Source organism: Conexibacter sp. SYSU D00693 (assembly GCF_017084525.1).
Classification (GTDB): domain Bacteria; phylum Actinomycetota; class Thermoleophilia; order Solirubrobacterales; family Solirubrobacteraceae; genus Baekduia.
On record NZ_CP070950.1, the window covers coordinates 2,254,108 to 2,273,020 of the forward strand.

General features: G+C 75.0%; 17 protein-coding genes. 7 read left to right on the top strand and 10 right to left on the bottom strand.

All coding sequences use genetic code 11. The annotated features are described in order from the left end of the window. The first annotated feature begins 31 nt into the window (after positions 1-31). Together JUB12_RS11200 and JUB12_RS11205 are read left to right on the top strand one after the other, a co-directional pair. A complete protein-coding gene (locus tag JUB12_RS11200; protein ID WP_205695486.1) occupies positions 32-955 on the top strand; it encodes an AraC family transcriptional regulator in 924 nt (307 codons plus the stop codon). Between the two features lie 123 nt (positions 956-1,078). Next, the gene (locus tag JUB12_RS11205; RefSeq protein ID WP_205695487.1) at positions 1,079-1,387 is read left to right on the top strand and encodes a putative quinol monooxygenase; all 309 of its coding nucleotides are present in this window, start codon (positions 1,079-1,081) and stop codon (positions 1,385-1,387) included. Here the strand turns inward: JUB12_RS11205 and JUB12_RS11210 are convergent. The 10 genes from JUB12_RS11210 to JUB12_RS11255 all read right to left on the bottom strand — a co-directional run bounded on the left by JUB12_RS11210 (position 1,384) and on the right by JUB12_RS11255 (position 13,279). Beyond that, on the bottom strand, positions 1,384-2,352 hold the full coding sequence (locus tag JUB12_RS11210; protein WP_205695488.1) for an Lrp/AsnC family transcriptional regulator: 969 nt from the start codon (positions 2,350-2,352) through the stop codon (positions 1,384-1,386). The genes JUB12_RS11205 and JUB12_RS11210 overlap by 4 nt on opposite strands. Then, positions 2,352-3,767, bottom strand: a complete 1,416-nt coding sequence (locus JUB12_RS11215) for an MlaD family protein (protein ID WP_205695489.1) — start codon at positions 3,765-3,767, stop codon at positions 2,352-2,354. The genes JUB12_RS11210 and JUB12_RS11215 overlap by 1 nt, the downstream gene beginning before the upstream one ends. Before the next feature lie 3 nt (positions 3,768-3,770). After that, positions 3,771-5,054 (bottom strand): MlaD family protein, encoded by a 1,284-nt coding sequence (locus JUB12_RS11220; RefSeq protein ID WP_205695490.1) that lies wholly within the window; start codon positions 5,052-5,054, stop codon positions 3,771-3,773. Continuing rightward, entirely contained in the window at positions 5,051-6,595 is a 1,545-nt protein-coding gene (locus JUB12_RS11225; protein WP_205695491.1) for an MlaD family protein, read from the bottom strand. The genes JUB12_RS11220 and JUB12_RS11225 overlap by 4 nt, the downstream gene beginning before the upstream one ends. Beyond that, positions 6,592-8,034 carry an MlaD family protein gene (locus tag JUB12_RS11230; protein WP_205695492.1) on the bottom strand — a complete coding sequence of 481 codons (1,443 nt, stop codon included), beginning with the start codon at positions 8,032-8,034 and terminating at the stop codon, positions 6,592-6,594. Before JUB12_RS11230 ends, JUB12_RS11225 begins: the two co-directional genes overlap by 4 nt. Continuing rightward, positions 8,031-9,557, bottom strand: coding sequence for an MlaD family protein (locus tag JUB12_RS11235; protein WP_205695493.1), 1,527 nt, complete (start codon positions 9,555-9,557; stop codon positions 8,031-8,033). Before JUB12_RS11235 ends, JUB12_RS11230 begins: the two co-directional genes overlap by 4 nt. Further along, positions 9,554-10,915 carry an MlaD family protein gene (locus tag JUB12_RS11240; RefSeq protein ID WP_205695494.1) on the bottom strand — a complete coding sequence of 454 codons (1,362 nt, stop codon included), beginning with the start codon at positions 10,913-10,915 and terminating at the stop codon, positions 9,554-9,556. Before JUB12_RS11240 ends, JUB12_RS11235 begins: the two co-directional genes overlap by 4 nt. Further along, positions 10,912-11,718: an ABC transporter permease gene (locus tag JUB12_RS11245; RefSeq protein ID WP_205695495.1), complete on the bottom strand. Its 807-nt coding sequence runs from the start codon at positions 11,716-11,718 to the stop codon at positions 10,912-10,914. Before JUB12_RS11245 ends, JUB12_RS11240 begins: the two co-directional genes overlap by 4 nt. Then, positions 11,715-12,560, bottom strand: coding sequence for an ABC transporter permease (locus tag JUB12_RS11250; RefSeq protein WP_241004243.1), 846 nt, complete (start codon positions 12,558-12,560; stop codon positions 11,715-11,717). The genes JUB12_RS11245 and JUB12_RS11250 overlap by 4 nt, the downstream gene beginning before the upstream one ends. A 98-nt stretch (positions 12,561-12,658) precedes the next feature. Then, positions 12,659-13,279: a TetR/AcrR family transcriptional regulator gene (locus tag JUB12_RS11255; RefSeq protein WP_205695496.1), complete on the bottom strand. Its 621-nt coding sequence runs from the start codon at positions 13,277-13,279 to the stop codon at positions 12,659-12,661. Between the two features lie 56 nt (positions 13,280-13,335). Between JUB12_RS11255 and JUB12_RS11260 the strand changes: the two genes are divergently transcribed. The 5 genes from JUB12_RS11260 to JUB12_RS11280 are packed head-to-tail and all read left to right on the top strand — an operon-like array spanning position 13,336 to position 18,912. After that, positions 13,336-14,703, top strand: a complete 1,368-nt coding sequence (locus tag JUB12_RS11260) for a cytochrome P450 (RefSeq protein WP_205695497.1) — start codon at positions 13,336-13,338, stop codon at positions 14,701-14,703. Then, positions 14,700-15,533 carry a hypothetical protein gene (locus JUB12_RS11265; RefSeq protein ID WP_205695498.1) on the top strand — a complete coding sequence of 278 codons (834 nt, stop codon included), beginning with the start codon at positions 14,700-14,702 and terminating at the stop codon, positions 15,531-15,533. The genes JUB12_RS11260 and JUB12_RS11265 overlap by 4 nt, the downstream gene beginning before the upstream one ends. A 14-nt stretch (positions 15,534-15,547) precedes the next feature. After that, positions 15,548-16,435 carry a hypothetical protein gene (locus tag JUB12_RS11270; RefSeq protein WP_205695499.1) on the top strand — a complete coding sequence of 296 codons (888 nt, stop codon included), beginning with the start codon at positions 15,548-15,550 and terminating at the stop codon, positions 16,433-16,435. Then, on the top strand, positions 16,436-17,806 hold the full coding sequence (locus JUB12_RS11275; RefSeq protein ID WP_205695500.1) for a cytochrome P450: 1,371 nt from the start codon (positions 16,436-16,438) through the stop codon (positions 17,804-17,806). Then, positions 17,794-18,912, top strand: a complete 1,119-nt coding sequence (locus tag JUB12_RS11280; RefSeq protein WP_205695501.1) for a phosphotransferase — start codon at positions 17,794-17,796, stop codon at positions 18,910-18,912. Before JUB12_RS11275 ends, JUB12_RS11280 begins: the two co-directional genes overlap by 13 nt. Position 18,913 lies beyond the last annotated feature (1 nt).

The following is an 18,913-nucleotide window of genomic DNA, read 5'->3' on the forward strand; positions in this document are numbered from 1 at the left end:
CAGCAGGTAGGCTCGCTCGGCGAGGAGACGCGTGACCGCCGCCGCCAGCTACGAGGTGCTGCGCACGAGCACCCTCGACGTGCCACCGGCAGACCGGAGGGCCGTCTGGGTCGACCACGTCCGCGCCAACCACGGCCTGCTCGACTCGCGCTTCGGCGCCCTCCACGAGGGCTTCGCCGGTGGGACCGTCCGCCAGCGTGCCGGCGTGCACCAGCTCGTCGACTTCTGGTCGGACGGCATCGCCTACGCGCGCACGGCGCACCAGATCGCGCGCGATCCCGACGCGGTCGTGCGCCTCGTCGTGCCGCTGCGCGGCCGCCTCGCCATCCAGGTGGCCGGCGAGACGGCGTCGCTGGCCCCGGGTGACGCGGGCCTGCTGCCCGAGGGGGCGCCGTTCGTCCTGGGCCACGGCGACGCGGCGCGCGGGCTCGTGCTCACGCTCCCGGCCGACGCCCTGCCCTCGACCGCCCGGTCGAGGCTGGACCTGCGCACGGGGCTCGGCGCGGTCCTCGACGGCATGCTGCGGGCGCTCGTGGCCCAGCGCGACGGGCTCGACGCGCGCGCCTTCCGCACGGTCGCCGACCAGGTCGCCGAGCTCCTCGGCCACCTCGCGGCGCGTCGCACGGCGACCGGCCGCCACGCGCTGGTCGAGCAGACGTTCCGCGAGCACGTGCGCGCCCACGCCGACGACCCCGCGCTGACCGGGACCTCCGCGGCGCACGCGCTCGGGTGGTCGCTGCGCCAGGTCCAGGTCGCCCTGCAGCACGCCGGCACCACGCCGCGGGAGGTCATCCGCGAGACGCGCCTGCGCCGCGCGCACCGCCGCCTGACCGACCCCGCGCTGGCGCACCTGGGCGTGACCGAGGTCGCGCTGCTCAGCGGCTTCGGCTCCGTGCGGACGTTCGGCGACGCGTTCCGCGAGCGCTACGGCGCCGCGCCCAGTGCGCTGCGCTGACCCGCGCGCGCCCCGCGCCCGAGCCGCCTCGCCGCGCTTCGTCGCCGCACCACAAGACGGCCGGTACGGCGGCGGCGAGGATCCCCGCTCCATCCCGACCGTGACCCCGGAGGTCCGCTGCCCGTGCTCGTCGTCCACGCCGTCCTGCCGATCAAGCCCGAGAACCGCGACGCGTTCGTCGAGGCCGCCAAGGGCCTCGTCGAGGCCAGCCGCGCCGAGCCGGGCAACCTCGAGTACGGCTTCTACGAGTCGATCGAGACCCCCGGCGAGTTCCGCGCTGTCGAGCGCTACGTCGACCAGGCCGCGTTCCAGGCCCACGTCACCAGCGAGCACTTCCAGGCGGCCTCCGCCGGGCTGGCCCAGTGGCTCGCCGCCCCGCCGCAGATCACGATGTACCCCGCCGAGGAGGGCCAGCCGGTCGGCGCCGGCTAGCCCGGCGGGGCGTGCAGGTGGCCCCAGGCGAAGACGTGCTTGTAGGTGCCGCAGCCCTCGAAGAGCTCGACCTCCGCGATGGCCGGGTGGCCCGCCACGTCGGTCATCACGAGGTCCAGCACGCGCTCGCGGGTCTGCGCCGCGGCGAAGGCGACGAAGTCGACGCTGCCGATCGTGCGGCTGATGAAGCCGAGCTCCGGGACGTCGAGCAGGACGTCGCGCGCCTCCTGCAGCCGGCCGGGTGCCGCGCGGACGGTGACGTAGCCGTGCGCGCCCAGGCCGAAGTGCTCGACGTCGCAGACGGCCTGGATGCGGATCGCGCCCTCGTCCTCGAGCCGGCGCAGGCGGCTGCGCACCGTCGACTCGCTGACGCCCAGCTGCGCGGCGATGCGGCGGTTGGAGAGCCGCGCGTCGTCCTGCAGCGCGGTGACCAGCGCGACGTCGAGGTCGTCGTGGTCGTCGGCGATCGCGGGCCGCGGGAGGTCGTGCTGGTGCAGGAAGGCCCGGCCGGACCAGCGCGTGTCGAACCGCGGCGTGTCGACCACCATCTCCGTGCGCGCCGCGCCGACGCCGCGGATGCTCATGAGCTGCTCGTGGACCTCGGCGAGCTCCGCGAGGTCGCGGGTCAGCACGTTGGCGACCACGCCGGCGCCGCCCGAGCAGACGTTCACGCCGGTGGTGGCCGCGACCTGCGAGACGTCGGCCGCGACGTCGTGCGGGGAGCGGTCACCGACGCGCACGAAGACGACCGACATGCACGGCAGGCCGAACGCCTCGGCGTGGGCCACGGCGACGATGCGCAGGACGCCGTCGGCCGCGAGGCGGCGCAGGCGCGCGGCGACCGTGCCCTCGGTGACGCCGAGGTCGGCGGCCAGCGCGCGCGTGCTCGCCCGGCCGTCGGCGCGCAGCCGGACGATGAGCTCGTGGTCCAGGACGTCGAGGGTGCGGGCGGGGGTCGTGGCCATCAGGGCGCGGCGGGCTCCAGGTTGGGGTAGTAGGCCGACTTCCCGCGGAACTCCCAGGTGCCCTGCTCGTCGCAGCGCGGCGCGCCGGTCCCGATCGGCGGGAGGTAGAGCGGGTTGGCGAGGTTGCGGCAGTCGAAGGCCTGCACGAGGCCCTTGCCGGCCAGCGATCGCAGGCCCTGCGGCTTGAGGTACGGGTTGGCGCGGTTCGTCGGCAGCTTGCGGATCCACCCGCCGACGACCTCGTTCCAGACCGTCGGGATGCCGGTGCCGAAGCGGACGAGCTTGTCGTTCGGGCCGTAGGCGCGGCCGTTGAGCAGGGACGCCACGTTGCCGAGCACCGCGACGACCTCCTCCCGGTTCTCGTTGAGCAGCTGCACGAACGGGATGATCTGGCGCAGGGACGGGTGGACGCGATCGAGTGCGGGGCCCGCGGCGCGGGCGATGCGCCCGACGTCGCCGAGCGTCCGCCGGCCCGTGTCGAGCACCGGCGGCAGGTCGCGGAACAGCCGCTCGAACGCCGGCGCGCGCGCCGTGACGTCGCGCAGCAGCGGCGCGACCCGCGGAGCCACGGGCTCGAGCGCGAGCGCCGCGCGGTTGAGGTCGCCGCTGGCCGCGTCGACCGCGCCCGACGTGCGCCGCAGGCTGGCGAGGAACGGCGGCAGGGCACGGACGGTCGCGCGCAGCTCGCGGTCGCGCGCCGCGGTCGTCGCGAGGACGCGGTCGGCCTGGGTGATCGCCGCGCGCACCGCACCCTGGCGGTCACCCGCCGCGTCGAAGACCTCGGCCGAGGAGGCGACGAGGCGCCGCAGCTGGCCCTCCTGGCGGTCGAGGGTGCGCAGGAGCTCCTGGGTGCCCCCCGCCGCGACGGCGCCGTCGCCGATTGCAGCGTTGAGGTCGGCGCCCCGGCCGCGCACCGCCTCGGCCAGGCCGGCGAAGAGGTCGCGGGCCGACTTGCGCGTCCGCGCGTCGAACGTCGACAGGACGTCGGAGAGCTGCTGGCTGGGCTGGACCTGGTCGGCGGCGAGCGTCGCGCCGTCCTGCAGGATCGGCGCATCGACCGGCCCGGGCGCGACCTCGAGGTAGGCCTCGCCCAGGAGGCTCTTGAGGCGGGCGATCGCCGTCGCGCCGGTGCGCAGCGGCGCGTAGGCGGCCTTGAGCTCGCCGGTCGCCCTGGCCCGGGACCCGTCGCGGCGCACCTCGGCGATCCGCCCGATGACGACGCCCGACATGCGCACGTCGGCGCCCGGCACGAGGCCGCCGCCCGAGGGCAGGACGACGGAGAAGCGGTAGCCCTTGGCCTCGAGCGGCGTCGGGCCGTCGTAGGCCCGCCACGCGAAGATCGACAGCAGCACGCACGCGAGCACGAAGAGCAGCGGCGCCACGAGCTGGCGGTAGGTGGGGGTCCGCGTCTGCATCGCTCAGCCGCCGCCTTCCGGTTCCCGGCATGCGCTGGCGGCGCCGGTGAGCAGGCCGATGAGCTGTCCCGGCGCCGAGGCGGTCAACTGCGAGCAGCTCACGAGCGCCATCGCCGACCCGATGGGACCGTGGGCGTCGCCGAGCGTGAACGCCGACCCGAAGTTGTGGAAGAAGTACGCGAGCCAGAAGAGGTTGCCCTCGTCGTTGCCTGGCGGGTTGTAGGCGAGCTCGTTGAGGATGTAGTTCGTCATCCGCGTGACGGTCGTCAGCGGCTGGGCCTGCTCGGCGAGCTTCGTGGCGGCGGGCGTGAGGTCGCGCACGAGCGGCTGGGCCTCGCGGACGAAGGGCCGGACCTGCGTGCGCAGCGCGCGCGAGGTCGCGGCGCCGAACGACGTCGCCGGCGACAGCGCCGCCGGCAGCGCGCGCAGCGAGGGCGTCAGTGCCCGGGTGGTCGGGGCGAGCCGGCGGGCGAACGCGGCCGTGTGGTCCAGCGAGGAGAGGGTGACCTGCAGCGTGCTCGGCAGCTCGTCGAGCGTGGCACCCAGCGCCCGGTCCTGCTCGGCGACGGCCGAGAGCGTGCGGTCGCCGGCCTGCACGAGCCGCGCGAGCTGGCGGTCGTCGCTCGCCGCCCGGGTCACGCGCGCGAGGTTGCTCACCAGCCGCGCCAGCTCCCGCCGGCGCCCGGCGACGGCGTCGGCCAGCTCGCCGGCCTGGCGCGCCGTCGGGCCGAGCGCCCGGAACATCAGGCGCAGGTTCAGCGCCCGGTCCCTGGTGCCGACCTGCAGCGAGCGCAGCAGCGTCTGCAGGTAGGCGCGCGTGTCGCCGTCGAGCGCCGACAGCAGCGTGGACAGCTCCGCGGGCGACGTGGTCGAGCCCTCGCCGATCACCGCCCCGTCGCGCAGAGCGGGCCGCGACGCCGTTCCCGGCGACAGCTCGACCTGCATGTCCTTGAGCGGCGTGATCGGCTCGAGCGTCGCGCGGGCGTCGTCGTGCACGCGCGGCAGCTCGTCGCGCTCGATCGCCATCGTGACGACGGCGTTGCCGGCCTCGTCGACCTCGGACCTCGTCACGGCGCCCACCTTCACGCCGGCGACGTTCACCGGCTGGCCGAGGCCCCCGACGACCCCGTTGGCGTCCGTGAACTGCGCCTTGACCTCGTAGGTGTCACGCAGTGGCACCGGCCCGCGTTGCATGACGAAGAGGTAGGACAGCGCGGCCACGCCGGCGGCGGCGAGGGCCACGAAGCGCAGCAGGGCCGCCGCGTGCTGCCGACCGCCCGCGGTCATCGTGTCGCCTCCACGGCCTGCTTGAGCAGCGTCTTGGGGCTGCGCAGCTGGCGCAGCAGCGCCTCGAGGCGGTCCTGGGTCATCCGCCGCGGCGTGGCCTTCCCCGCGTCGCGGAACGCCGCGGGAGCCCCGGGCCGGCGGCGCGCCCCGTAGTCCGGGAGCTGCTGGTCCTGGCAGGGGACGTCCGGACGCATCGCGGGGTAGACGCCGTAGCCCAGCCACGTCGGGTTCATGCCGACGTCGCCGTCGGGCGACAGGCCCGACAGGCGCCCGAGCGGCCCCGACCCGGTGTTGATCCCGATCGCCTGCTCGCTCTCGGTGACGCCGAGGCGCAGCGTGCCGCCGTTGGCGTCGAAGGCCGACGCGGCGCCCGCGAGCGACGACGCCATCCACAGCGCCTCCTGCCAGACCGTCCCCCCGGTCGTCAGGTGGCCGTCCTGGATCTTGCCGTCGAGCGCCGGGACGACGGTGGACGTCAGGCAGCGGCCGATCGCCTCGACCTGCGGCAGGACGGCGCCGAGCCGGCGCTCGAGCACCGGCACCGCGCGGACCAGTGGCCCGGTGCGCTCGAGCAGCGCCGGCAGCTCGCCGGGCCGGGTGGCGCGGGTGACCTCGCGGGCGGCGCCGCCGAGCGCGGAGAGCGCGGGCGGGGCGGCGCGCAGCGCCGGGCGCAGCTCGCCCGCGAAGCGCGTGAGCGCGGGCAGCGCGGCGTCGATGTCGCGCAGGTCGCCCGGGGCGTCGGCCAGCGTCGCGGCGAAGCCCGCCAGCGTGCGGCGCAGCGCGGCGTCGCGCGAGGCCAGCGTCCGGCTCACCGTCGCGTAGTGGCGCACGAGCCCGTCGAGCGCGGCGGGGTCCTGCGCGAGCTGCCCGGTCACCTCGCCCGTGGTGCGCACGGCGCGGCGCAGGTCGCCCGGCCGCTCGCCGCGGGCGGCGCGCGCGGCGACGGCCATCGGCGGCAGCGCGCGCTCCAGCTCGCGCGCGGCGTCCTGGAGCTCGGCGTAGCCGGGTCGCGGCGCGCGCGGCGACGGCGGCGTGGTGCCCAGCCCGTCGCCGAGCTCGCGGATCGTGTCGGCCAGGGCGCTGCGCGCGGGCTGGTCGAAGGTGGAGATCGCCTGGTCGAGCTGCACCGCGACGCTCGTCTGCGCCCGCGGGATCGTGGCGCCCTCCTCGAGCTCGGGTCGGTCCGGGCTGCCGGGCGAGACGCGCACGTAGCTGTTGCCCTCGAGCGCGAGGCGGGGCTGCACCGCCAGCTCGGCGTCGGTGCGGATCGCCGGCTCGCGGTCGTCGATGCGCATCGTCACCTGGGACGTCGCGGGCGACGGCCCCGGGCCGATGGCCGTGACCTCGCCGACGCGCTGACCGCCGATGCGCACCTCCGAGCCCTCGCTCAGGGTCGCGGCCGTGGAGAAGACCGCCTGGACCTCGTGGTGGTCGGCGAAGGGGTTGTCCTTGGTGAACACCGCCACCGTGAAGGCGACGACGAGCAGGACGCCGATCGCGGCGGCGCGCAGCTCCCGGCGGCGGCTGCGGCGGCGGATCACCGCGGCTCCTCCGCGAGCAGGCCGGCGGACCGGGCGCGCTCGACCACGGCGGGGTCGGGGTCGGTGTCCGACGTCGTGCGCGGCTGCAGCCCCTCGGGGTTCGTGCGGATCTGACGGCCGGTGAACGGCTCGTTGCCCGACTCGCACTCCTGGTCGCCGTTGCGCGCGTACTCGTTGCTGGCGAGGTTCGGCGCCGGCCTCGAGCTCTGCAGCGTCTCGCCCTCGGCCCCGAGGCTGGTCACCTCGATGTGGGCGATCGCCGGCCCGTCGCCGCTGCCGACGTCGCCGAACGTGCTGGCGAAGCCGGTGGCCCAGTTGGCCAGCGTGTTGCACGTCGCCTGCATCTGCGCCAGCAGGTCGAACAGCGGGGCGTTCGTGGCGAACAGCTCGGTCGCCTTGCGGATCGCGCCGTCGGTGCTCGGACGCCGCGAGAGGCGGCGCACGTCGCCAAGCGCGGTGCCCAGGCGCGGAGCGAACGGCCGGAACGCGGCGAGCGCCGGCCGGCCCGCGCGCAGCGTGCGGTCGGCCGCGCGCAGCGCGTCGTCGAGCAGCGGCGCGGCGGGCCGCAGGTCGGACAGGACGTCGGCCGTGGCGCGCAGCCCGGGCCGGGCGCGGCGCAGCGCGCGGGTCGTCGCCGCCTCGGCACCGGGCGCAGCGTCGAGCGTGGCCCGCAGCGCGCGGTCCTCGGCGGCCAGCGCGGTGAAGGTGCGTGCGCCGCCACGCACCATCGAGCCCAGCTGCGGCGCCGCGGCGGCGAACGCGGCGCTCGCGCGGTCGGCGCCCGCGACGAAGCCGTCGAGGTCGGTGGACGCCGCGGCGAGGCCGCGTGCGACGGAGCTCAGCGGCGGCAGGAGCGCGGCGAACGAGCGCAGCCCCTCGTTGAGGTCGTCGCCGCGCCCGGCGACCCCGGCGCTGGACTCGGCGAGGAAGCGGCGGACGTTGCGCGAGGTCGCGCGGTCGAAGACGTCGAGCAGGTCGGTGAGCTGCGTCGAGGGCCCGGCCTGCGCGAGGTCCAGGCGGCCGCCGTCGGCGACCGCTCCCCCGTCCTCGCCGGGCTCGAGGCGGACGTAGCTCGCGCCGAGGACCGAGCCGGTCTGCACGCTCACGCGCGTGCTGTCGCGCAGCGGCTCGACGTCGCGGTCGAGCTGCAGGCGGACCTCGGCGTGGGGGCGCCGGCCCGAGGGCGCGACGGGCTCGACCTCGAGGACCTGGCCGACGCGCAGGCCGCCGATGCGGACCTCGTCGGACGGGTTGAGCCGGCTGGCGTTCGGCACGGCGACGGTCAGCTCGTAGTGCGACTGGCCGGGCAGGCCGGTCAGGGCGTCGTAGGAGACCTTGAAGATCGCCGCGGCGGCGAGCAGCGCGACCACGCCGACGAGGCCCGCGGTGCGCAGCGGATCGCGGCGCCGGCGCCGGCCGGTGGTCGGGCGCGGCGTCATGGGCCGAGGAGGAGGTCGAGGAGGCGGCGGACGCCGTCGCCCTTGGCGGCGTCGGGCTGCTTGGGCGGGGTGAGCAGCCCCTGGACGTCGTCGAGCGCCTTGCGCACGGCCTCGGGCAGGGCCTTGACCGGCTTCTCGGCCTTGCCGGGGAGCGGCTGGAGGTCGGGGAGCGCCGGCGTCGCCGGCTTGGAGGCCGCGGGGCGGCGTCCGGGCGCGGCCGGGCGCGGCCGGCGCTGGCGATTGGCGGGTCCGAGCAGCCGCTCGAGGGCGTCGCGCAGCACCTGGTGCGTCCGCCCCAGCTGGCCCGGGTCGTTGATCGGCACGCCGCCCGCCCTGTAGGTGGCGTCGCAGCCGCGGATCGGCTGCGGCGTCGGGACGATGCACTGGATCTGGACGCCGGCGAAGAGCGTGATGACGTGCGAGACGCCGTTGTAGAGCGAGGCGAGGTTGGCCAGCGAGTACGGCACCCGCAGCAGCTGCTCGATCGCGCCCTGGTCGCGCGAGGAGACCTGGAGGCGCTTGACGTCGCGGATGACGGGCGTCACGTCGCCGAGGGCGTCGGCGCTGCGCGCGACCTTGCGCGCCGGGCGCACCGCCCGCCGGCCCTCCTTGGCCGCCGCCGCGACCTGCTGCACGGCGGGCGTGCCCTGGCGGGCGAAGCCCGGGAGGCTCGTCGTCACCCGCTCGAGCACCGGGGCGGCGGCCTCGAGGTCCCCGAGGAGCGGCTCGCCCGCCGCAGTGGCCCGGTCGACGCTGCGCAGGCCGGCGCGGACCTCGCGCAGCATGCCCGGCAGCTCGCGCACCGCCGTGCCGAGCTGCGCGCGCCGCGACGCCGTCGCCTCGGCGGTCGCCGCCGCCCCGCCGGCGAACCGGTCGACGGCGCGCTCGTCGGCGGCCAGCCCGTCGAGCACCTCGTCGGTCTGCGCGATCGCCCGGCGCAGCGCGTCGCGCTGGCCGTTGACCACCCGCAGGACCTCGGTCGTCCGGCTCAGCGCCGGGTTGCTGCGGCGCAGCAGGTCGTCGACGTCCTCGCCGCGCCCCGCGGTCGCGATCCCGAGCTCGTTGAGCAGTAGGCGCATGCGCTGCTCGGCCGGCGCCGCGAAGACGTCGAGGAGGTCCTGGATGGAGACGGGCGCCGTCGTCTGGGCGACGGGCACGGTCGGGGCGCCCGCGCTCGACGCCAGCCGCGAACCGGTCCGCTGCCCCGGGTCGCACTCGACGTAGTTCTCGCTGATCGGTCCCTCGGGGAGGATCCGGCAGCTCGCGTCGGCCCGGAACGGCAGGAAGCGCTCCTCGACGCGCAGCCGCATCCGGGCCTGGTTGTCGGCGGTGAGGCGGACGTCGTCGACGCGGCCGGCCCGCGCGCCGGCGATCTTCACCAGCTGGCCCTCCACCATGCCCTTGGCGGTGTCGAAGACGACGTCGACCCGGCCGGTGCCCGCGTCGCGCTGCTCGCGCGTGACGAGCACGGCGACGGCGACGACCGCCACGGCGATCGCGAGGACCCCGAGCCGGCGCCTCATCCGCCGCTCCGGCGCCTCGGGGGCTCGTTGACCAGCAGCGGGATCGAGTGCGCGGGGTCGCAGAGCCCCTGGACCTCGATCGGGCTCGAGCCGTCCTTCGCGGGCGGCGCCGCGGCGCCCGGGCAGCGGCGCGTCAGACCCGTGCGCACGTCGGTGATGCCGGGGATCAGCGGCCCGTTGTTCAGGAGCTTCGCGAAGGCGCCGCCGATCGTCGTCTGCGGGTTCTGGATGAACTCGAGCCGCGCGTAGTGGCCCAGGCGCGTGTAGTTGCTCGCCGCGACGCCCGCCAGCCCGTTGACGATGCCCAGGACGAAGTCCGGCGCGTAGATGCGCAGGCCGCGGAAGATCGGCTCGAGGCCCTCCATCCCCTTGCCGGCCTGCTCGAGTGCCGGGACCGCCCGCTCGGCCAGCGGCTCGAGGCCCGCCAGCGTGCGGCGCACGCCGGGCAGCTGCGAGCGCAGCTCCTCGGCCACCGGGGCGCCCTGGCGCAGGGCCGGGCGCACGTCGCCGGCGAACCGGTCCAGCGCCTTGGCGGTGTCCGGGACGAGGCGCAGCGACGGGCGCAGCCGGTCGACCGCGGTGCGGGCGTGGTCGAGCGTCCGGCGACCCACGGCCAGCGACGGCGGCGCCTGGCGCAGCGTCGTGGCCAGGGCCTCGCGCTCGCCCGCGACCGCCGCCATCCACCGCGCCGAGCTGTCGATCGCGTCCTCGAGGTCGGTCCGGCGCCCGGCGATGCGGGTCGCGGCCACGTCGGCGGTGCGGATCAGCCGCGTGAGCTGCGCGCCGTCGGCGGCGAGGTCACCCGTCACCCCCGCCACCTCGCGGGCGGCCGGGGCGAAGCGCTCGAGCATCCGGTTGAAGGACCGCGCGCCCGAGCCGGCGTAGAGCTCGGCGGAGGTGCTCAGGAGCGCCTGGAGGTCGGCGCGCGTGCCGGCGTCGAACGTGTCGAGGAACGCGTCGAGGTCGACGATCCCGCCGGTCTGGCTCGCGGGCAGCGTCGCGCCGTCGTCCAGCGGGGGCGCGGAGCGCGACCCCGGCGACAGGTCGACGTAGCGGTTGGTGATCGTGGCGGCGCCGAGCGACCGGATCGTCGCCCGCGCGTCGCGGCGCAGCGGCACGACCTCGCCGCTGTCCAGCGCGACGGTCACGTCGGCCAGGCCGTCCTTCGTCAGCGCGATGCGCTCGACCTCCCCCACGTCGCGCCCGGCGACCTTGACCTGGCCGCCCTCGACGAGCAGGCCGGCGTTGGTGAAGCGCAGGTGCACGCGGTATGGGGCGTCGCCGGTGAGCAGCACGCCGGCCACCACGAGCGCGGTGACCGCGGCCAGCGCGGCGGCGAGGAGGCGCGGCGAGGTCATCCGCCGATGGGCAGTCGCGGCGCGCCGCCCCAGAAGAGCTGGCTGCCGAGGATCCCGATCGCGTGGATCCCCATGAGGTTCACGATCATCGCCCGCGCCGTGGCGCGGCCGACCTCGACCGGGCCGCCGCGGACGGTGTAGCCGTAGAAGCAGCCGACGAGGACGACGAACGTCGCCATCGCCATGCCCTTCGCGCCGCTGAACAGCAGGTCGCCGGGGTTCTGGAACTTCCAGAACAGCTCGAGGTAGCCGCCGGCCGAGGTCTGGCCGATCTGCAGGACGACGGCGATGAACGACGCGGCGAAGGCCACGAGCACCGCGATGGCGTAGAGGAACGGCAGGATGAGCCAGCTCGCCAGCAGCCGGGTCGACGCGAGGTAGGCGACCGAGTCGAGCCCCATCACGTCCAGGGCGTCGATCTCGTCGGCGATGCGCATCGTCCCGAGCTCGGCGACGATCCCGGTCGAGACCTTCGCGGCCATCATGTAGCCGAAGGCGTACGGGATGATCTCGCGCAGGTCGCCGATCGCCGTGAAGGCCCCGGCCGCCGACGGCGCGCCGACCAGGCGGGCGCCGTAGCTGGCCTGGATCCCGATGACCAGGCCGAACGAGAAGACCATCACCAGGATGATCAGCATCGACCCCGTCATCAGGATGTTGGCCTGGCGCAGGACCTCGCCGGCGTAGCGGCTGATCCGCGGCGACAGCGCCGAGCGCAGCACCCGCCACGAGAAGTCCGTCGCCTGGCCGAAGACGCGGGTGGACTCCTCGACCCGCCCCGGGCCCTTGACGCCGACGCTCATCCGCGCACCTGCGAGAGCAGCGGGTTCGTGCCGAGCACGAGCTGCGTGTAGGCGTAGTCGATGAAGCCGATCGAGGCGAAGCAGACGACGACCGCGGCATTGACCGCGCGCCCGACGCCCTGCGCGCCGCCCGACGCGCGGATGCCCTTCGAGCAGCAGACCGTCGCGATGACCGCGCCGTAGATCGCCGACTTCACGAACGACGCGGCGAGCTCGAGCGGCGTGGCGTTCGAGAAGAAGGTCGACAGGAACGGCGCGATCGCGGCGTCGTTCTGCCAGAGCACGACGATCGCACCGAGCATCCCCGCGGCGATCGCGAAGATGTTGAACAGCACGCCCGCGGCCATCATCGCCAGCAGCCGCGGCACGACGAGCTGCTTGACCGGGTCGACACCGAGCACGCGCAGCGCGTCGGTCTCCTCACGCACCTCGCGGGCGCCGAGGTCCGCGCAGATCGCGGTGCCCGCCGCGCCGGCGAGCGTGATGGCCACCACCAGCGGGGCGAACAGCCGCACCACGATGATCTGGTAGGCGCCGCCCATCCGGTCCAGCGCGCCGAAGAGCTCGAAGAAGTTCGAGGCCTGGATGCCGGCCGGGCCGAACGACAGCGCGAACGCCGTCAGGACGAGGGGGAACAGGCAGATCCCCAGGACGAAGCGCAGCTGCGAGACGAGCTCGGGCCCGTAGTCCAGCGGCCCGCGCACGGCGCGGCGCAGCGCCGTGCCGAGCAGCACGAGCATCGAGCCGATCTCCACGACCGGTCCCGGCGGCGCCCATCGCGTCCGTGCGCCCTCGGTGGGCGGCTTGGGCAGCGCAGGGCGAGACAGCTGTCCCGCTTCCATCGACCCAGTTCCTCTCCGTCCCGACCGTAGACGACGCAATCCGTCGATTGCAAGCCGGGGCGAACACCGACTTGCGTCACACGACTGTCGGTCGTGGCCTAGGACAGCACCGCGATCCCCGTCTGCACCGCGAAACGCGCGGCGACCTCGGCGAGCTCGTCGCGGTCCATCGCGGTCTGGCCCGCCGCCCAGTCGGCGACGAGCTGCAGCACGCCGCCCACGGCGAGCGAGGCCGCCAGGCGCAGCCGCTCCGGGCGCACGTCGCCCGCCATCGGGCCCCAGGCGACCTCCGCGTGCTCCACCAGGCGCTCGACCATCCGGTCGGCCACGACCTGGCGCATGCGCAGCACGAGCTCGTCGTGCTCCTGGGCCATGCGCAGGCGGCGCGGATCGGCGTCCGTCGTGGCCAGCAGCGCGCGCGTCGCGGCCACCGCGCGCTCCTGGGGCCCGCCCTCGGCCGTCAGCGCGGCGGCGAGCGTCGCCTCGATGACCGCGTCGGTCTCCGCCTCGACGATGGCCTGCACGAGTGCCTCGCGGTTGTCGAAGTGCTCGTAGAAGTACCGAGCGGTCAGCTTCGCCGCACCGCACACGCCGGTGACCGTCAGCGCCGCGGGCCCGTGTTCCGTGAGCAGGGTGTACGCGGCGTCCATCAGCCGCTCGCGGCGCCCGGCGCGACGGGCCTCCGCCGACTGGCCGCCGTAGGCGCGCGTCGAGGTCACGGCGCCATCGTGACGCCTCGCTTGCAATCTGACAAGGGTCTTGTCAGAGTCGGCGCATGGCGACGGTCCTCGCTCCTGCGCCCGCCCTGCCGCGCCCGCCGCGGCCCAAGGGCCTGCCCCTCGTCGGCGTCGTCCCGCAGATCGCCCGCGACCCGTACGGGTCCTTCCAGCGGATCGCCCGCGAGCACGGCGACGTCGTCGAGCTGGCGATCCCCGGCATGCCGACGGTGCTCGTGAGCCACCCGGACCACGTCCGGCACATCACGAACACCCGGCACGCCGCCTACCCCAAGCCCGAGATGTTCCGCGACGCGTTCTTCCGCGACGCGCCGCGCTTCCACGGGATGGCCAACGGCGCGGAGTGGAAGCGCGTGCGGCGGATGCTCAACCCGAAGTTCACCGCGAAGGGCCTCGCGCCGCTGCAGGACCGGATCATCGGCGCGATCGAGGACCACGTCGGCGGCTGGTCGCGCTTCGCCGGCACCGGGGCGACGGTCGACCTGCAGCGCGAGTTCTCACTCGTGACGATGCGCGTGCTCCTGCGCTCGATGTTCACCCGGCCGGCGCCCGACGCCGAGGTCGAGCACCTCGCGGAGGTCTTCGAGCGCGTGATGCACGGCATGGCGATCGCGGTGCTGACGACCCCGCTGCCTGGATGGGTGCCGCGTCCGCGCGAGCGCCGCTACGACGAGGCCAAGGCCGAGGTCTTCGCCTACGTCGACCGGATGCTCGCCGAGCGGCGCGCCGAGGGGACGACCGAGGAGACCGAGGGCGACCTGCTCGACATGGTCCTCCACGGGGAGTTCGACGACGGCACGACGATGACCGACGAGCACATCCGCCGGGAGATGCTCGGCCTGATCTTCGGCGGCTACGAGACGACGGCCGCGGTCATGTCGTGGACGATCGCGCGGCTGGCCTTCGCGCCCGAGGCCCGCGAGCGCGCCTACGCCGAGGTCGATGCCCTGGGCACCGCCCGGCTCACGAACGAGGACCTCGACGCGCTGCCGTGGCTGCGGGCGTGCTTCGACGAGGCCCAGCGGCTGCAGGGCTTCGTGCTCAACGCCCGCGAGGCCACCGAGGACGACGAGATCGCCGGCTTCCACATCCCGGCCGGGACGACCGTCGCGTTCTCGGGCCAGACGCTGCACCGCGACCCGCGCTGGTGGCGCGACCCGGATGCGTTCAGCCCCTCGCGCTTCCTCGAGGACGACGTCAACCCGTACGCGTTCGTCCCGTTCGGCGTCGGCCCGCGCCGCTGCCTCGGCTTCAAGATGGCCTACCAGGTCGGGCTCTGGACCCTCGCCGAGGCGTTTCGCCGCTTCCGCTTCACGGTGCCGCCGGGCTGGACGCCCGAACCGCGGTTCGTCTTCTCCACCACCGTCAAGGGCGGGGTCCCGGTCACGATCGAGGTGCGCGCGTGACCGGCCGGTCGGGCTTCCTGGACCCGGGCGGTCCGCTGACGGGCGCCAGCGACGGCGTCTTCTGGTTCACCGTCGCGGCGACGATGCTCATGGTCGCGTGGTCGGTGCTCTACGCGGCGCGCGAGGCGCACCGGCTGCGCTCGGCCCTGCCGCTCGTCGTCCTCGCCAGCGCCACGACCTGGCTGCCCAACGAGCCGTTCATCGACGCGGTCCTGGGCTTCCAGTACGCGGCGGACGCGCCGGCCACGCTGTTCACCCTGGCCGGTCGCGAGATCCCCATCACCGCCCTGGGGATCGGCGCGATGTTCTCGATGTTCACCTGGTGGCTGTACCAGCAGCTGCTCGCGGGGACCACCGAGCGCCGGATCGTCGTCATCTGCATCCTGGCCGGCGTCATCGACTGGCCGTTCGAGTGGATCGCCATCAGCGGCAACGTCTTCGAGTACTACGGCGACAACCCGTCGCGCGTGCTGGGCCTGCCGATCACGAGCATGGTCCAGAACTGCTTCCTGTTCCTCTTCATGGCGTGCGTGCTCGCGCTCGCCGCGCCGCACCTGCGCGGCTGGCGCAGCCTCCTGTTCCTGCCGGTGATCCCCGGGTGCTACTACGCCGCCGCGTTCGTCTGCACGTGGCCGGCGTACCTCGCGCTGCACGGGGGCGCGTCCGAGCCGCCGTTCCTCGTGCTCGCCGGGGTGAGCGCGGTGCTCAACGCCGCGATCCCGCTGGCGATGCTGCGGATCGTCGCGCCGCTCGTGCGCCGCGATGACGCACCGCCGGCACCGCCGGCGCCGCCGTCCCGTCCCGCCGAGCCCGTCCTGCAACCCGTCTAGAGGAGGGCTGGTCCATGGAGTCGGTGTTCCTGCTGGCCGTCGAGCGCGGAGCGACCCTGCCCGGCCAGGGCCAGCTGCCCGTGCCGCCGGTGCTCGACAGCGACCACACCGCGGCGCTGGCGATGGTCATCGCGCTGTACGCGGGCTTCGCGGCGGCGGTCGTGTGGGCGGTCGTCAAGCTCGTGCGCGAGCGCGAGGTCCTGCCCGCGGTGCTCGTCGTCAGCGGCCTGATCGCCTGCAACGCCGAGCCGGTGGGCGACTACGTCGGCCAGATCGTCTACGCGCCCGACATCCCGTGGTTCGACTACGAGGTCCTCGGGCGGCAGATGCCGTCCTTCATCCTCGTCGGGCTGGCCTCCTACGTCGCGATGGGCGGCTACTACGCCTATCGCTACATCGCCGACGGCCGGTCGCTGCGCGACATCGCGGTCGTGTGCGTCGTGTGGGTCGGCGTGCCGGAGATCGCCATGGAGATGCTCTGGCACCACTGGAGCGTCATCGCCTACTACGGCGACAACCCGACCCGGATCCTCGGCGTCCCGCTCTACACGATCGTGCAGAACTCGACGCTGCTGCCGGTCTACGGCGTGGCGGTGTACCTGGGCGCGCGGTACCTGAAGGGCTGGAGCGTGCTGTGGATGGTCGTCGTCATGCCGACGGTGACCATCGGCTACATCGTCGGCGTCAGCTGGCCCGTCTACCAGGCGATCGGCTCGTCGGCCGACGCGTGGGTCGTGTGGGTCTGCGCGGCGTGGGTCGTCGTCGCCTCGGTCGCAGCGTCCTACGCGGCGCTGCAGCTGCCCGAGCTGCGGGAGCTGCGCCGTCGACGCGCTGAGGCGGCCGAGGCGGTCCCGGCGCGCGGCGGGGCGGCGCCGGTCGCCCAGCCGGCGGAGGCGCTCTAGGTGGCCGCCACGCTCTCCCCCGTCGCCGCGCCGGCGCCTCCCGGTCCGCGGGGCGCCGAGGGCGCGCTGTGGCTCGGGCGCCTGGCGCGCGACCCGTGGTCCACGCCGGCCAAGCTGCTCGCGCGCTACGGCGACGTCGTCCGGCTGCCCGTGCCGTTCACGGAGGTCGTCCTGCTCGGCCACCCCGACCACATCGCGCATGTGAACCTCAAGGCGGCCGACCGCTACGAGCGCGCGCCGATGGTCACCGAGACGATGCGCGTGCAGGGCTCGCCGCACCACGCGTCGTGGTTCGACGGCGACGACGCCGAGTGGGAGCGCGGGCGCAAGCTCCTGCAGCCGCACTTCACGCAGAAGGCCCTGACGCAGCTCGGCGCGCTGTTCACCGAAGCCGTCGTCGACGAGGTCGACTCGTGGGCCCGCGCCGCGGACACCGGCGAGCCGTTCGACCTGACCGACCCGCTGAAGGAGCTCGCGCTGGCGGTCCTCTACAACGGGATGTTCTCCCAGCGCATCGCTCCCGAGGAGATGCCGGGGCTCCTGCACGACCTCGACGAGCGGATGCTGGCGACCACCGCGCGCACCGCGATGTCGCCGCTGCCGTCGTGGATCCCGCGGCCGCTGGACCGTCGCGGCGGGCCCGCCGACGACCGCCTCGACGACTACCTGCGCGGGATCATCGAGCGCCGCCGGGCCGCGCCGATCGACCGGGTCGACCTCCTCAACGTCCTGCTCGAGGCCACCTACGACGACGGCACGCCGCTCGAGGACCACAAGATCCGCACTGAGATGCTCTTCCTCGTCATCGGCGGCCACGAGACGACGGCCGCCGCGCTGGCCTGGACCTTCGCGCTGCTGGCGACGCACCCGGGCGTGGCCGACCGGCTGCGCGACGAGGTCGACGCGCTCGGCGACGAGGCGGTCGGCCCGCAGCACATGGCACGGCTGCCGTTCGTCACCGCGTGCTTCGACGAGGCCGCGCGACTGCAGGGCGGCCTGGTCTTCAACCCCAAGCGCGCCGTCGAGGACGACGAGATCGGCGGCTTGCGCATCGCGCGCGGCACCACCGTCCTGCACTCGAACCTCGCGCTGCACCGCGACCCGCGCTTCTGGGGGGCCGACGCCGGTGCCTTCCGTCCCGACCGCTGGCTCGGCGACGACCCGCCGCCCCACGCGGTCTTCCAGAACTTCGGCCGCGGCAGGCGGATGTGCCTGGGCAAGCGCCTGGCCTACATCGAGGCGGTCCTCACGCTCGCGACGGCGTTCCAGCGCTACCGCTTCGAGGCGCCGCCGGGCTGGGCGCCCGAGCATCACTACCGGATGTCGATGGGCGTCAAGGGCGGGGTGCCGCTGAAGCTGTGGCGTCGCTAGGCGCGGTCGCCCGGACCGCGCCGACGCTCGCGCGCGTCGTCGCCCTTGCGGCGGGGGACCGCCTGCGTGGCGTGCCGGCGGGTGCCGACGCCGTCACGCCGGCGTGGCTGTCCTCGGTGCTCGGGGCGGACGTCGTGGCGGTCGAGCCGGCCGGCGGCTCCTCGGGCACGACCGACCGCCGGCGCCTGCGCATCCGGTACGGCGCGCGCGACGCGCCCGCCGGCGGGCTTCCGGACACCGTCTTCACCAAGTCCGCCCCCTCGGTGCGCCAGCGCATCACGCAGGCCATCACCGGCCCGGTCGAGGCGCGCTTCTACCGCGACCTGCGCCCGCGGCTCGACCTCGAGGCACCGGTCGCGTTCGGCAGCGTCTGGGACGAGCGCCGGATGACCTCGCTCGTGGTGCTCGAGGACCTCGTGGCCACCAAGGGCGCGACGTTCCTCGACCCGACGACCCGCGTCGACCGCGGCGAGGCCGAGCAGGTCGTCGTCGCCCTCGCACGGCTGCACCGGGCGTTCGCCGGCGAGGCACCGACCGGGCTCAGGACCTACCCGGACCTCTGGGCCACCGCCCACGGCCTGGCCAACATCGAGCGCTACTTCCTGCGCTGCTTCGACCAGGCCGGCGACCTCATCCACCCCGCCCTCGCCGGGCAGGGCCCTCGCGCCTGGCGCGCCATGCTCGCCAGCGTCGACGCCCACCGCTCCCTGCCGGCCACCGTCATCCACGGCGACGTCCACCTCGGCAACTGGTACCGCACCGCCGACGGCCGCATGGGCCTCAGCGACTGGCAGGTCGTCGGCGTCGCCCACGGCTCCCGCGACCTCGCCTACGCGATCGCCTCGATGCTCACCATCGAGGACCGCCGGGCGTGGGACGACGACCTGCTCGCGCTCTACGCCCACGAGGTGGGCGGCGACGTCGACGAGCTCCGCCGGCTCTTCCGCGGCCAGCTCTGGGGCGCCCTCGGCTTCTGGGCGCCGACCTACTCGCCGCCGCGGCTCATGCCGTCCGACATGCAGCCGCGGGAGGTCAGCGGCGAGATGCTGCGGCGGATCACGACGGCGTGTGCGGACCACGGGGCGTTCGGGGCCGTCGGCGTCTGAG